Below are 14,438 nucleotides of genomic sequence, written 5' to 3' on the forward strand. Positions count from 1 at the left end.
ATGTTCTACAACCCGATCCGCAAGCATGTCAGGAACGGGATGCTGTCGCCCGTCGAGTTCGAACGGCAGCAGGCTTTGATGGCTCAAGGCGTCTAGAAATCTAGGGGCTATTCACTCTACAAGGCCGAGGTCATCCATCGCCGTGGACCTTGGCGATCCTTCGAAGCGGTGGAATACGCGACCCTCGAATGGGTCGACTGGTTCAACCATCGACGGCTGCTGGAGCCAATCGGCAACATCCCGCCTGCCGAAGCCGAAGATCAATATTATGCTGCCGCAGACAACATCGATATGGCTGCGTGACTCACAACCCAACGCCTCCGGTAGACCCGGCGCGGTTCAGTCGGCAAATGCGAGACTTGGCGCAGAGACTTTAACGAGGTGCGGACACATAACGCGATCGGGAATAAGCCGCCGATATCGCTGGTGAACCGGTCAGCGGCACATGGCCCACCCTGGTCGGGCGGAAACCGGTGACGCCCAGCCGAGTGGTCCAAGATCGGGTAGCGGCTCATCCATCCGACGAGCTCACCTACCAATGGCATAATTTTGGGGAGCAGCTCATGATTTTGAAGGCCTGCGCAGCCGCTTGCACAACAGCAAAACGAGAAGCCGAGAAGCCGGGTTGGATCCGCCTTCAAGACACGGATTCTTAAAATCGCATTCTTGACCATAAGATGATATGGTTAATCTTTGACGCCTGCTCTATTATTTTCAGATAAGCCGGGTTATAAATTATAATGGCGGTAAAAATACGTCAGCTTCGGCAAAATATCGTCCACATTTGGGCATTTGCCCGCAATGATGGAGTCGATGACCGGACCTTGTCCATCCTCTGCACGGAGCTCCTGAAGGGTGCTTTGGAAGAAGCGATCACTGCCCATCTGCCAGGTATTACGGAGGGGCTCCGCCGGAAGATGTTCATTGAAGGCAGTGGGTGTCTTGGAGCCTTCGGCCACCGTATAGATATGGCGGAGGCATTGAGCGTCGTCAGCGAAGACGTGGCAAGCGACCTTCGCTTACTCGCGAACATCCGCGATCGATTCGCGCACGAATTTCCGGTGAACAAGTTCGATGACACCTCAGTCTGCGGTTTAGTCGCCAACCTAAAACAGCCAAACGCGATCAGAGCTACAATATGGCAAGCGCGCAAGCCGGTGGGAACCCCAGAACTCGAGTATGCCGAGGAACCAATCCCAAACCCGCGAGCAACCTACGTCGTCACCGCCACAAGCCTAGCAGACGCGATATTCCAACGCTCCGTTTAACACTGGCTTCAGCCCCACCGGGGGATAATAACAGCAATTACAAGCTCGCGCGCATGAGGTCATCTGCAATATAACGTTCTACTCGCATTCCGACGGTGCTACAAATAGGAAAATGAGAGACCTATAGTTTCAGAACAGTCGCATATTCTAGAAATAGGAGTTGATTTAGAATGTCTATGTCTTATCCTCTCCCTAATCTCGCCTGAACCGGGGGAAGCAATCAATTGTTGATTTTAACTGCCCTCGCGACGCTCGTTGGACATTGCGCCGTACCGCCCAGTCCGTCTCAATTTACGGTAATCATAGATCCGGGTCACGGTGGCAAAGATCAAGGTGCACCAGCAATCGTTCAGGGCCGTTTTGAAAAGGAAGCAACGCTTCGTATCGCCCGATTGATCGCGGCCCGCCTTAGTTTGGAAAAGGATACATCGGCGATTTTAACGAGAGACAACGATCTATACCTTAGCCTCGCTCAGAGACGCAATATCATAACGTCATGCAAGGCTGATCTTGTTGTTTCAATTCATGCTGATAGCGGACCTATTACTGCTCAAGGACCATCGATCTATGTCTTGAACGAAGCGGGTGAAGCAATCGTTGTTAATCGAATGACCTCGAAATATCCATATATGCCGGATAACGATACCGCTTATATCCTCGCGAATCTCGAACAACGAGCTTCGATAAACTTGGCCGCTAAGATCGCTGCACGTGTTCGCCGACGGTTGGGTGACGTTGCAGAGAGAATTCGTGTTCAGAAAACTGCTAATTTCGCGCTACTTAAGTCTCCGGGTGTGCCTTCAATTCTTATTGAGACCGGCTTCGTCACGAACCTTAAGGATGCTATGTTGCTTTTTAATGTTCACGGGCAGTCTGCTTTGGCAGATGCAATAGCCGGACCAATTATCGAATCTGCTATGAATTTTAAATAATACTTTCTAATTAACAGACTCGCGCATATTTTAGCGTCTATCTGATTAGATAGCTATATATTTTATTGATGGAAGCCCGAAATTCAATGCTTTGCCGAATATAGTAGTTTGGGAAGGCGACCGGCGCCGACGGTAGACTGTCATGGAGACCAATAAGGACTATGAAGACTTTGCCTGACCTGATCCGCGTTTTCAGGCCGGTGATAACTTAGCTTCGGTGTCAATATGCCCCTGGCAGGGGCGGTTCGTAAACTCTGCGGGTGCCATCCCGCCAAGACTGCTGTGCGGACGCACGGTGTTGTAGTCCGTCCGCCATGCCTTTATGATTCGTCTCGCCGCAGCCAGTGAGGGGAACAGGTGTTCGTTCAGACACTCGTCGCGCAAGCGACCATTGAACGATTCCACAAAGCCATTCTGCTGCGGCTTCCCTGGGACGATGTAGTGCCACTCGACCCCGGTGTCCTGACACCAGGCGAGGACGGCATGACTGGTCAGCTCGGTGCCGTTGTCGCTACCACCATGCACGGCAGCCTGCGACGCCCGGCGATGGCGCTTAGCTTGTGAACAACCAGCTGACCCGACAGGGAGGTGCGAGGATGCATCCCAGGCATTCCCGGCTGTAGTCGTCGATGACGTTGAGCATACGGAATCGCCGGCCGCAGGCCAACGAGTCCGACACGAAGTCGCGAGACCAGCCCTGATTGGGTTCCTGCGGGATAGCCATCGGCGCCCGCGTTCCCAGCGCGCGCTTGCGGCCACCACGCTTGCGCCCGGTCAATCGCTCCTCGCGATACAGCCGATACACCTTCTTCAGGTTCATGTCTTTCCCCCGCGCCTTAATAGGCATCGAATGCGCGATTGTCCGAATGCGATCGATCATCCGATGCATGAATAGCAATTCGGTCTACTTAGAGTTATGCAATAAGAACCTATATCCAAGGCCGCGAACAGTCTCTATGGCGTTCTCGTCACCAAAACACGTCATCTTTTTTCGAATGCGACTCACTAACACATCCATGGAGCGCAATTCGCCATCATTTCCATACTCTTCCTCGCAATAAGATTGTAGGTCAGAGCGACTTTTTACAGAACCCGGATCGTTCATCAGGCAACTCAGAACTAGATATTCATTACTAGTAAGATGTACGGTATTTTTACTTGGGGTGGAAAGTCTCCTAGTATGTACCTGGAGTTCCCATCCTCCCAACTGCCATTTATTTAAAGTTCTAATGTCAGGGACGGGTTTGTCATCATGTGCCGTCACGACGTTTGGCTTCATACGGCGAGCAAGAGCGACCGCTCTTGCTCCAATTTCACGAGTGCTGCACGATGCATCCACGCAGTCATCCGCCCCCAACTCCAGCGCAAGTATGCGGTCGACTTCATGATTTGTGCTCGAGCGAACGAGTATGCCAGGCCGATCACTTATTGATGATATCACTTTCATAAATGATAGAATATCCGAGTATATAAACGATGCGTCGATGATTAGGATGCTTGCAGACGAATTCAATAAATGTCTATTAAGCTTTAACAGCTCGTTTGTATAGTGAACCACGAAGTTACAGCGCTCGAGTTCCACGCTGATTACTTCGGTCTTTTGTACTTTGCTACAGATTAAAACAGACTTATTTAAAGTTATTTGTGTTTCAGTAGGAGTATAATCCGAGTCGCGTCGACCTATCTGATGATTTTTCATACAAAATCTATCCACTTCGTAGCCAGAATCCAACAAGTCGACATCGCTACGGGAGTGAAGTCCATTTGAGAATGTAAACCTGGTCTCTATATTAAATAGATGATTGGACTATCCATATAAATGACTTCAATATGCAGATTTATCATTAATTTGTAGAACCGTAACAGTATCGATTGTAGGTTGGCGCATAGTTTGCTCCTGATCAAAGGATCGATGGCATCAGCGCTAAAGCTTTTTGCCGCCACCGACGGTTTGCCAAGATTTGTCTATCCGCGTCGCATATCGACCACTTCAATCGGAATAATTAGGTACAGAGATACGTGACGGTCACAAGCTTGTTCTACGCTTGATAAAGGAGGGCAGGATAATAGCGTGTCCCGTCTCGGCTCGAGGAGGGGGCTTTGAGCCAGGAAGCGGTATTCGGAAGTATGAAAACTAAGCGTGCGAGGTGCTCGCTTGTGGCTCACGAACCGGCTGTCGATAGTTCAGGACTGCCAAACAATCGCCGCCCACCGGCATGATGCGCCTGCGCGACCATGTCCTTTAACAGATTCACAAGCGGCTGCTCTAACTGGCTATGGGTCAGGTTTGCAGGAATGGGCATCGTCGTTTGCATCAGTACGCTAGAAGAGACCTGTCTACCCATTAGCGGGGTATAGCCGGCCCGAAGCAAAATTGCCAAGGTGCGCGCTGCGCGGCGGACTGACATGATTCCGTTTTTTCCTCCAGTTGGAGCTAGAGTCCGAGCCCGGAGTAAGGGTCCCCCGGTTTCTCATCCACCCTGAGGGTGAGTTTCCGGCGTTCATTCGGTCGCCTTGGCGGCCGTCGCAGCAGCATATTCGACCGGCGTCATCCAGCCGAGCGATGTGTGAGGACGGCTCTCGTTATAGTCCCGCCGCCAGGCCTCGATCTTGGCTCGAGCGTTGGTCATGGACAGGAACCAATGTGCGTTCAGGCATTCGTCGCGAAGGCGACCATTGAACGACTCCACGAAGGCATTGTCGGTGGGCTTGCCCGGTCGACTGAAGTCCAGCGTCACGCCGATCTCGTAGCCGGTAGACGCGTTTGTGGTTCACGACCCATCCCTCCCTGCGCAGCAGGATGTAGATCCGGAAATAGCCATAGCGCGTCCGCGTTGCCGCCAGATCACGGATGCGCATCACCAGCGGTGTCTGGTCCGGCTTGTGGGAGATGTAGCGCACCGACGACCGCTCGGCGCCCAGCAGAGCAACTGCGCCGCTCACTCACAGCATGGGACGCCTGGACGCACGCGACGAGCTCGCGTCGTCGTCCAGGCGTTAGAGCTTTTTTGACAGGACATCCTGCAGAATGTGCTTGTCCAGACTCAAGTCCGCAACCAGCTGTTTCACTGCCGGTTCTCATCCTCGAGCTGCTTCAAGCGCCTCAGCTAGCCGACCCCGAGACCCCCGTACACCTTCTTCCAGCGGTAAAATGTCTGCTCCGAAATCCCCATTCGCCGGATCACCTCGGCTACCGGCGTACAGGTTTCCGCCTGCTTCAGCCCGAAGGCAATCTGCTCGTCCGTGTACCTAGATTTCTTCATTTCCAGCTCCTTGCCCAAGGGCTCCACAAGGCCGAAAACTCTCGTTCAAAATGGACTAATAAAAGGGGGCACGTCAGTCTGCGGTGTGCCCAAGCCCTGGCGGCAGATGCGGGAGGTGGCGAGGTAACCAAGGAACGTGCCGAATGCGTCAAATGATCGGTTGGGGGATTGCCGCGGGACCTAGCACGTGTTGTCATGGCATTGCGGCCTCTCGAACCTGAAACGTTGACGCTTGCCGAGCAGAAGCGCGTCAGCGCGGTGCTGGCGGCGGTCAGCACCCGGACACTGCTCCGCTCGCTCGCACGATTAAATATCCATAACGTCGACGCCAGATTGATCATTGCCGAATTGCTCGAGCGGTTGCCCGCCGATAAAGCGAGTTAGAAGTCGGCCGTCCTGTAGCCATCGTCGTACTTACCGTGTTTGATGGAACGCTGATGCTGTCATTTATGCATTGCCGCTTCTGGCTTTACACAAATGACAATCTAAGTCATGATTATTGTACGAATCGGGTTTAGTGAGAATACGTCGTTCGAATCTGTACTTGGACGCGTGTAATCGCGGGCGGCGTTTTCGTTTGCCTTTTTTGAGCGAGAGTGGCGCATGCTCAAAATAAGAGCATATGCTGGATATTTAGTAGCGATGCCTAAAAGTTATTTTAACTGGGCGAAGTCCAATGAATAGCGCCGACGATGTCATTCCGAGCACGTCCGGCGACGCGCGCACCGTCGCCGATGTCCGGTCGCGCAGGAAGGATGCCAACGGTGATGAGATCGTCAAACTATACTGGCGAAAACCGCCGGATTATGCCGTATACAAGACCCACGACCGTGGCGTCTTGATACACTATGCCGACAATCGCGAGACCGCGCTCGTCCAGCGGCGGACTTTAGCGCCGCTGACGCCGTTACGGGACGAAGTAGATGGGTTGATTCAAGGCTGGCGTAGCGCGGAAGGGCGTGGCTTCTTCGGGCTAAGCAACCCGGATCGCTTACACCACAAGGCAGATTGCGCGGACCGTCGCGTGGCGGGCGCTCTGATACAAGGGCTCGAGGAAGACGTGCCGGGAGCACAGCTACTGCTTGAAAAAATCAAAGGCGATATCCTCAACGAGCGCATCGCCTGGGCGCGGTTCGAGTACCTTCTTACCGCGTTCGCAGCTGTGCTCGGGGTCATGTTCCTAGCTTGGCTGCTCGCGGCGATCCTTCCTCCGGACGCGTCCGGCACGACCGAGGTAGCGAGCCTCAGCAAACGGATGTTCAGTGCCGGGCTGATTGTCCTTGCGCTGGCAGTTGTCATAACCACGGGGATCGCGGTAGCAGATCGACGGTTGCTGGCCAGTGGTGTTGCCCCCCCAGAACTGCACCCGGGGTGGCGGGCGGGCTTGCTGTTAGCAATAGTAGCAATTCCAATCACTGCATTGCTGATCTGGCCGGCCACGATCGCGACCAATCCGGTCGACAGAGATTACGAAGTCGCATTGTCAATGTGGCGAGGCTCCGCGGCGGGCGCAGTCGGTGCCTTTTTCTCGATCGCACTCGCGATCCGCGGACGGACTGTTTTACCCGACCTTCTACGTACCGCCAACATGATGGATGCCCTGCTCCGCGTCGTCATCGGCGCAATCGCCGGGACGGTACTGATCGCGTTGATCGCCGGCGATGTGGTCACGTTCCCGTTTGCTGGTACGATCACAACACTGTCCACGGTGATTGCAGGCTTCATTGCCGGCTTTGCCGAGCGACTGGTGCCGGATTTGCTGGAAAAAGTCAGTGAGAAGGCAGTTGAATTCGACCCAGAAACCGCGGTTGCGCGGGTACGTCAATCGCAGCTAGCCAATGCTGTAGAGACCGCGGCACGCGAACGCGCTGTCGCAAGCCCAGCGAATGGCACGCCCGGTGATAGCCTGAACGACGACGCTGACAACGACAACATAAATGATAACGACCTAGATGCCCCCAAGGAAGGATTCGTCGCGCTCGACGATGATGAAAACACACAGGACGACGAACTGCCGCTAGCTATCGGCGGGGTGGCACGGTCGTGAGAACGACAGGAGACACGTGATGAGCTTCAAGATGACGTTGATGCCCGATGTCCTGCTCGACGCCGGTTTGAAAGTCGCCGAGTGCGAGGGCTGGCGCGAACGGGGACGCGGCGTCATGAAAACAGTGCGCGGCGTGATGTGCCACCATACAGGGAACCCTAATCCCGGCAACATGCCCACCCTGGAGATTTTGAAGCGCGGTCGCCGGGATTTGCGTGGTCCGCTGGGCAACCTTGGCGTGGGTCGTGACGGGACCTTTTACGTCATCGCTGCAGGACGGGCAAACCATGCCGGCCAAGGCCGCGCGGCCGGTCTGACAACCGGCAACTCCAGCTTCATCGGTATCGAGGCCGAGCATAGCGGCAAACCCGCCGATCCCTGGCCCGCAGCGCAGATAGAAGCCTATCAGCGAGGCTGCGCCGCACTACTCAAACATATCGGCGCCGAGGCCGACATGTGCATAGCGCACAAGGAGTTTGCACTGCCGGTCGGGCGCAAGATCGATCCGTGTTTCGACATGCTCGCGTTCCGTATAGCAGTGTCTGATTATCTAGTCGGCAAATCTGTACCGCTGCCGATAAAGCCAACTGATGAGCGTGGGAACCCGACACTGCGACGTGGTAGTAAGGGCGATGCGGTCGAGGCCTTGCAGGAGGCGCTGGGGCTCCGCGCGGACGGCGATTTCGGACCAAAAACGGAAGCGGCGCTTCGAGAGTGGCAGCGTCGTCGCGAACTGACCCCAGACGGCATTTGCGGCCCTAAGACATGGTCAAAGATATTGAATGCTGCAGACCATCACGCCGATATCGAGCATCACGCCGATAGCGAGCAGCGCGTGCGCCCGGCTGGGGCCGGCGGAATGCAGCTGAGCGATAGGGGTGCCGAGCTGATCAAGCGGTTTGAAGGATGCGCCAGACGCCACCCGAAAGGCTTTCAGTCTTATCCTGACCCTGGGAGCGCGACTGGACGTCCGTGGACGATCGGCTGGGGTTCAACCGGCAAGGATGTCGTTCCAGACCTAGTGTGGACCGCAAAGCAGTGCGACGATCGCTTCATTCAAGATATGCAGCACTATGTCGACGACGTGAGCCGCGCTCTTGGGTCCGCGCCTACCAATCAGAACCAGTTCGATGCGCTGGTCTCGTTCCATTACAACACTGGCGCGGTCGCGCGGGCCACGCTTACCAAATTCCACAAGGCTGGCGAATTCACGGGCGCCGCGCGCGAATTTGCCAAATGGGTACGCAACGACGGTAGGGTCATGCGCGGACTCGTCAATCGCCGCGAGGCGGAATCCGAGTTGTATAGCGAACCAGTTGCGGAGGCCGTCTCGAACCCGACGGAGGAGAAGGTGGCCGCCTGAGGTCCGGGCGATAATGGTCAAGGCGGGCATGTAAGGGGAAGGTGATGAAGAGGCTAGGACAACGGGGCGTTGCGACCCTCTCGCTTTGCACATTCCTGGTGCTCGCCGCCTGTAAGACAATGACCGCGGTCTCGCCGCCGCCTGATGCGGAGATCGCCCGGATCAACGACTTGATCCGCCGCGAGTCCGCGGCCTTCTATACCGAACTGGCGGGCAAGACGGCGCCAGGCTGCGCGCATGACAGCAATAGCCTGCGGTACGTGCTGCTCCGCGATCGGGCGCAATCGCTCGTCCAGCGCGCGGCCACAACTCCCGGCGACCGTCCGATGCAGAACGCGGCGGCGGGTTTGGCAAAAGCCGTCGACGCCGCCGAACGCGTGCATGAGCGCGCGTCCGCAACCACTGCCGACCCGTCGGGCGTGTGCATGGCGCCTGGCGCGATTACGCTCAACGCCGATGCGATGGCGCGCGCCACCACAGCGATTGCCAACCTTCAGGCCGAACGGAGCAGATAAATGCTGTTCAACGTAGCGATCATCGCAGGCGGGATGGTCAAAGCCTTCCTCAGTTCCCTCAAACAGGACAGTGCCAAGGTGAAGGCGCTTGCTGAGAACGAGGCGCGCAAGCTCGCGGCGTCGATCGAGATCATCGGGCAGTTGCTCCTTGCCGGTGAGATAGACCAGCCCGAAGCCGAGGCACTTATAGACGTGCAGAAAAACGCGACCGAAACGGTGTTCGCCTCGCTGGAAGGCGTTGGCCGGGCCGCCGCACGCCACGCGACTCGCGCCGGGCTAACGAGCATCGTCGGAGCAGTGGATTCGGCGATCGGCATGCCCCTGGTCGGCGCGGTCATCGGGCTTGTCGCCGCACCCCCGTCCCAACCGGCCAGCACGGCGCTCAATCAACTAGACGGATCGGAACAAGCCCCGATGACGCCTGCTTGAGCATGGTGCGGTGACACGGGCCGTCGGGCAGCGTTGGGAGAAGTGTAGCGTTACGGACGGTGCGCAGGTGCTCCGAGCTGGACCGAACGGAGCGGGACAGACGCTTCGGTCGTTCGGAATGGCCATGTTGCCGGCAATCTTTGGCGTGTTGCGTGCGGTCCGTCCGATACTCCGTTTGGGCAATACTTATCTCGTGACGCGCCACGACGATGTGCGCGAGATTTTTGCCGACGATCTCTCGTTCGGCGTACCGTATCGCGAGAAACTTGACCGGATCATGGGTGGCGCACCGTTCATCCTCGGCCTTCCCGATGGCTGCCCCTATCGAGCCGATCTCGCAGCGTTGCGTCAAGTCATGCCTTTCTCCGACGCTCCGATACTCGGTGCGCGGGTCGAGAAGATCGCATCGGGAATGATCAATTCGGCCGCAGGCCGGATCGATGTGGTCAACCTCGTACGCCGGGTCTCGTTCGAATATCTAAGTGAATATCTGGGTATTCCGCAACCCGAACAGGGCGATTTACCGACTTGGAGCACGCGGCTGTTCGAATATCAGTTCGTAGCGAACGACAAAGCGTTGTGCGACGAGGTCGACCGGATCGCGCCCGCGTTGCGTGCACACATCGGGCGAACAATAGCGGCACGACATGGGCAGCCGGTGCGGGACGACGTTCTAGGCCGCTGTCAGGCGATGCAGACGACAGGCGCTAACGGAATTGACGACGCATGGATTTGTACGGCCCTGACGGGCATGATCGTCGGCGGTCCCCCGCAACCCCCGATGGTGGTGCCGCAAGCAATTGAGCAGTTGCTACGTCGGCCCTATGCGCTGGCAGCGGCGCAGGCCGCCGCGCGGCGCGATGACGATTGCGAGCTGGCCGCCCATCTCGCCGAAGCGATGCGTTTCGATCCCTTGGCACCGTGGATGCCGCGGGTCGCACTACGACCGCGCACCATCGGCGAGAGACGCCATGCCCGCGCGATCCCTGCAGGCGCTCGGGTATTGGCTAGCATGGCCTCCGCAATGCGCGACCACCGGCGCGTGCCCGATCCCGGGCAGTTCGACGCGGGCAGGTCCGCGGATCAGTACCTCCATTTCGGCTGGGGTGTTCACCAGTGTTTCGGCTTAGAGCTGAACAGGGCGACGCTTCACCTCATGGTCAAGCCGCTGTTGCAGCGCCGGAACCTGCGGCGAGCACCGGGCCGGGCCGGGCGGCTCGTCAGGCAGGGCGTGTTCGCAAGTTCGCTTGAGGTTGAGTTCGATTGACCGGGCGCGATCGATCCGGCGGGCGGTAACGGATCCTCCGCGAACGAAGGGGGGTGAACACAAGGGAGGGCGTCGATGACTCATGCAATGGTGACAGTCGCGGTTCGTATCGATGCCACCCGCGTCGATGAAGCGCGTGGGTTGATTAGTATACTTGGCAACCCTGCGGCTGACATAAGCCAACAGATCGCGGGCGCTCCTGGGACCAAGTTCGTCCACTTCGCCAGCCTGCATGCTATCACCTCACACCGGCCGGACCGTGCGTACCTGTTGCTCGAGTTGGCCGCCGATGGCCCTCCACGACGTGCGATCGAGGAACTCGCCGCGCGCGCCGGCGAAATGCTGCTGCCGATCTTCCGGATCGCCGACGCCACGGTGACGCGCGATGCGCTGGCGCGTCTCTTGCTCAGACATCGCGTCGTCGAGGGGCATGATTTTTTCAGTCCGCCCGGACTCGCCTTTTCGGGAGTGCCGGGGCAGTCGGTCGAGGATATCTTGCGCGAGAGTTCGCTTGCGGAGATTATTGCGAACCACCTTGCAGCGCAGGACACGCTGTCATCCGCGCTCGCCCGCGTCACGGACATACGCTGCCGGATCGCTGCCGATCCGGCATTCAGCTGGGCGTCACATCCGCCCGCGCGGCCTCCCGCATTGGGCGGCGTCACGCCCAAGGGCACGGCGGGGCTGATCGAGCAGGTAGTAGCGGTGCTGCCTGCGTTCGTCGTCACCTTCCTCTGGCCGCTACTGCTCGTTGTCGTGCCAGTATCGGCGTGGTTGGCGTGGCCAGCGCGCGCGGGTGCGGCGCCCGTTATCCTTTCCGGGCTCCTGTTCCTCACGCTGGTCATCGGCGCAACCTTGCTGACGCTCAGCACGGTTTATCTCGCGTTCCGCCGCGGCGAGCGGACCGACTGGGTCTCAACTGAAGCGCCGACGCTCGAGCAATCCCGCGCGATGTTCGCGCATGAGAACGCCCCCGGCTATGCGCACAACCACATGATGTCCCACACGGTCCGCAAACCAGGGCTGCTCCGTGGGGTGTCGCTTCGGCTGGCGTTCCTAGTCATCGCGAAACTGACCGCGCTAAATCCCAAACCGGGCTTTCTGGGCGATATCGGAACGATTCATTTCGCACGCTGGATCACTATCCCAGGCACCCGGGACCTAATCTTCTTTTCCAATTTCGGTGGCAGCTGGGAAAGTTATCTCGAGGATTTTATCACCCGCGCGCATGCGGGGCTGACCGGCGTCTGGTCGAACACAATCGGCTTCCCAAAGACCACCAACCTGTTCCTTGATGGCGCAACGGATGGCGAGCGTTTCAAGCGGTTTGCGCGTGAGAGCATGGCCTATACACCCTTCTGGTACAGTGCATATCCGACGCTCACCACCGCCAATATTCGCACCAACGCGCTCATACATCGGGGCCTCCATGCCGAGACCGAAGTCGAGGCCGTCGAATGGCTCGCGCTGTTCGGGTCTAGCCGGCGCCCCCCAGCCAAACTGGATACGACGCAAATCCAGAGCATTGTCTTTGGTGGTCTCGGCTTCAAACCCGAAGGTCGCGTGGTCACGGTGAGGCTCGGCCAGAACGAGGCGGCCAACCGGGAATGGTTGCGCGACCTGATGCCACACGTCGCGTTCAACGACGGCCGCTACATTGAGGCGAAAGCAGTAGTGACGGTCGCGCTTACGCCGAGCGGGCTCGCCCGACTGGGGCTACCCGCAGACGCAATCGAAACCTTCCCCCCGCCTTCCGCCTAGGGATGCGTGACGAAGGACGCGCGCGGATCCTAGGAGACGACCCTGCCGCCGGTGACTGGTGGTGGGACACCGAGCCAGTAGAGGCGGCGTTGCTTATCTATGGCGATGATTGCGCCGCAGTCGACCAATTGACCCGAACAATCGGAGCGGGGCTGACCGGGCGCGGGTCGATCATCGACGATGTTAACCTCACCACAGTAGGCGATAAGCTGGCCGACCGCAAAGAGCCGTTCGGCTTTGTCGACGGTGTATCTCAGCCAGCGATCCGGGGGACCTATCGCGGGCTACGCAATTCCGATCCAATTCACCTGATCGAGCCGGGCGAAGTGCTGCTCGGCTATCCTGACAACCGCGGCACGGTGCCACCAGGTCCATTGCTGGAGGCGCGCCATGATCCGGCAATGATGCTGCCAATTGCAGGCAGCGATCACGGGTTCTCGCAAACAATCAAGGCGAACCCACGCCTGATCGGTCTTAACGGCAGTTTCCTGGTCATCCGCCAGCTCGAGCAAGACAGCGAGAGCTTTTCGCGCTACTGCGAGCGGCAGGCCGGGTTGTTCGCACAGAGCTTTCCCACGCCGGCGGTCTGCGATGCGGAATTCATCGGCGCTAAGATGATCGGGCGCTGGAAGGATGGATCATCGCTTGTCCGCAATCCCTACATGTCGGCGTCGCGACTAAAGACCGTGTACGCCACCTCGGATGCAGGCGCGTCGATGCGCGAAAGGGCACGGCCTGCAGATCCGCTCGCCACCGCAATCGAGAGCGGGGACCGCGCACCCGCCTCGCTGCGACAGGTAGAGCCAGATAACGATTTCCTGTTCGGCACCGAAGATCCGCAGGGCCTGCGCTGCCCCTATGGTGCGCATGTCCGCCGGGCCAATCCGCGCGACAGCCTTAGCCCCGGATCGATGGAGCAGGTCGAAATCGCCAATCGGCATCGCATCCTACGGGTCGGCCGTGGCTTTGCCGCCCGAGATGGCAAACAGTCGGGACTGATGTTCATGTGCTTGAACGGCGACATCGAGCGACAGTTCGAGTTCATCCAGCAGACCTGGATGGGCAGTGTTAAGTTCCACGGGCTGAACAAGGAAGCAGACCCTATCGCGGGCACAGGCTTAGCAGGAAGCAATGATTTCACGATCCCCGTGCGAACCGGTCCGGTCGCGCTCGAACCGCTGCCGCGTTTCGTGACCGTGCGCGGCGGCGGCTACTTCTTCGTGCCGGGCCGGCAGCTGCTCCAGTATCTCGCAAGTGATACGGTTTTCGCGCGGAATACGACGGTCGGGTGATCATGGCAGACGATACGAAGCCCGCGCCGCGCAAATGGCTGGTCGTCCTACTATCCCTTGCCGCATTGCTAGCGCTCGGCTTTGCAATCTACGCACTGATCGTCAGCTGGCGCGTCACGCGCTCCGGCGATGCAAAGCATGTGCGCGAACTGGCCATCGCAGCAAGCAACATCGAAGGCTGGCCTGAGCTGCCCCCTTCTGAGTGGTCCATCGACTATAAGGGTCTGGATCAAGGAAGGGACGACGAATGCCTGCGAAGAAGCACAAGCCCGAGGAGATCATCGGGAAGCTGCGTGAAGTT

General features: G+C 58.1%; 13 protein-coding genes and 3 pseudogenes. 12 read left to right on the top strand and 4 right to left on the bottom strand.

Translation table 11 applies throughout. The features are described 5' to 3' along the window. Positions 1-114: 114 nt before the first annotated feature. The 3 genes and pseudogenes from U1701_RS18260 to U1701_RS18270 all read left to right on the top strand — a co-directional run. Positions 115-303: pseudogene (locus U1701_RS18260) on the top strand (IS3 family transposase); the annotation flags it as partial. A 437-nt stretch (positions 304-740) separates the two neighbouring features. Beyond that, entirely contained in the window at positions 741-1,268 is a 528-nt protein-coding gene (locus U1701_RS18265; protein WP_332783999.1) for a hypothetical protein, read from the top strand. A gap of 224 nt (positions 1,269-1,492) precedes the next feature. Further along, positions 1,493-2,200: an N-acetylmuramoyl-L-alanine amidase family protein gene (locus U1701_RS18270; RefSeq protein ID WP_332784000.1), complete on the top strand. Its 708-nt coding sequence runs from the start codon at positions 1,493-1,495 to the stop codon at positions 2,198-2,200. A 192-nt stretch (positions 2,201-2,392) separates the two neighbouring features. Here U1701_RS18270 and U1701_RS18275 read toward each other — a convergent pair. The 4 genes and pseudogenes from U1701_RS18275 to U1701_RS18290 form a co-directional block, all read right to left on the bottom strand. Continuing rightward, positions 2,393-3,067 (bottom strand): annotated as a pseudogene (locus U1701_RS18275) (IS3 family transposase); the annotation flags it as partial. A 37-nt stretch (positions 3,068-3,104) separates the two neighbouring features. Next, positions 3,105-3,899 carry a winged helix-turn-helix domain-containing protein gene (locus tag U1701_RS18280; protein ID WP_332784001.1) on the bottom strand — a complete coding sequence of 265 codons (795 nt, stop codon included), beginning with the start codon at positions 3,897-3,899 and terminating at the stop codon, positions 3,105-3,107. A 463-nt stretch (positions 3,900-4,362) separates the two neighbouring features. Next, complete coding sequence (locus tag U1701_RS18285) at positions 4,363-4,515, bottom strand: hypothetical protein (protein ID WP_332784002.1); 153 nt, start codon at positions 4,513-4,515, stop codon at positions 4,363-4,365. Positions 4,516-4,701: 186 nt separating this feature from the next. Next, positions 4,702-5,463: pseudogene (locus U1701_RS18290) on the bottom strand (integrase core domain-containing protein). A gap of 225 nt (positions 5,464-5,688) precedes the next feature. Here U1701_RS18290 and U1701_RS18295 point away from each other — a divergent pair. The 9 genes from U1701_RS18295 to U1701_RS18335 form a co-directional block, all read left to right on the top strand. Beyond that, entirely contained in the window at positions 5,689-5,847 is a 159-nt protein-coding gene (locus tag U1701_RS18295) for a hypothetical protein (protein ID WP_332784003.1), read from the top strand. 292 nt (positions 5,848-6,139) lie between these two features. Continuing rightward, entirely contained in the window at positions 6,140-7,510 is a 1,371-nt protein-coding gene (locus U1701_RS18300) for a hypothetical protein (protein ID WP_332784004.1), read from the top strand. Between the two features lie 19 nt (positions 7,511-7,529). Beyond that, complete coding sequence (locus U1701_RS18305; RefSeq protein ID WP_332784005.1) at positions 7,530-8,873, top strand: glycoside hydrolase family protein; 1,344 nt, start codon at positions 7,530-7,532, stop codon at positions 8,871-8,873. Positions 8,874-8,992: 119 nt separating this feature from the next. After that, the gene (locus U1701_RS18310) at positions 8,993-9,388 is read left to right on the top strand and encodes a hypothetical protein (RefSeq protein ID WP_332784006.1); all 396 of its coding nucleotides are present in this window, start codon (positions 8,993-8,995) and stop codon (positions 9,386-9,388) included. Continuing rightward, positions 9,389-9,817, top strand: a complete 429-nt coding sequence (locus tag U1701_RS18315; protein WP_332784007.1) for a hypothetical protein — start codon at positions 9,389-9,391, stop codon at positions 9,815-9,817. Between the two features lie 124 nt (positions 9,818-9,941). Next, positions 9,942-11,084, top strand: a complete 1,143-nt coding sequence (locus U1701_RS18320) for a cytochrome P450 (protein ID WP_332784008.1) — start codon at positions 9,942-9,944, stop codon at positions 11,082-11,084. A gap of 339 nt (positions 11,085-11,423) precedes the next feature. Then, positions 11,424-12,845, top strand: a complete 1,422-nt coding sequence (locus U1701_RS18325; RefSeq protein WP_332784009.1) for a hypothetical protein — start codon at positions 11,424-11,426, stop codon at positions 12,843-12,845. 2 nt (positions 12,846-12,847) lie between these two features. Next, positions 12,848-14,137 (top strand): Dyp-type peroxidase, encoded by a 1,290-nt coding sequence (locus tag U1701_RS18330; RefSeq protein ID WP_332784010.1) that lies wholly within the window; start codon positions 12,848-12,850, stop codon positions 14,135-14,137. A gap of 2 nt (positions 14,138-14,139) precedes the next feature. Further along, a partial coding sequence (locus U1701_RS18335; protein ID WP_332784011.1) for a hypothetical protein occupies positions 14,140-14,438 on the top strand: 299 nt, incomplete at its 3' end.

It is taken from the genome of Sphingomonas rhamnosi (assembly GCF_036663615.1).
Taxonomy (GTDB): Bacteria; Pseudomonadota; Alphaproteobacteria; order Sphingomonadales; family Sphingomonadaceae; genus Sphingomonas.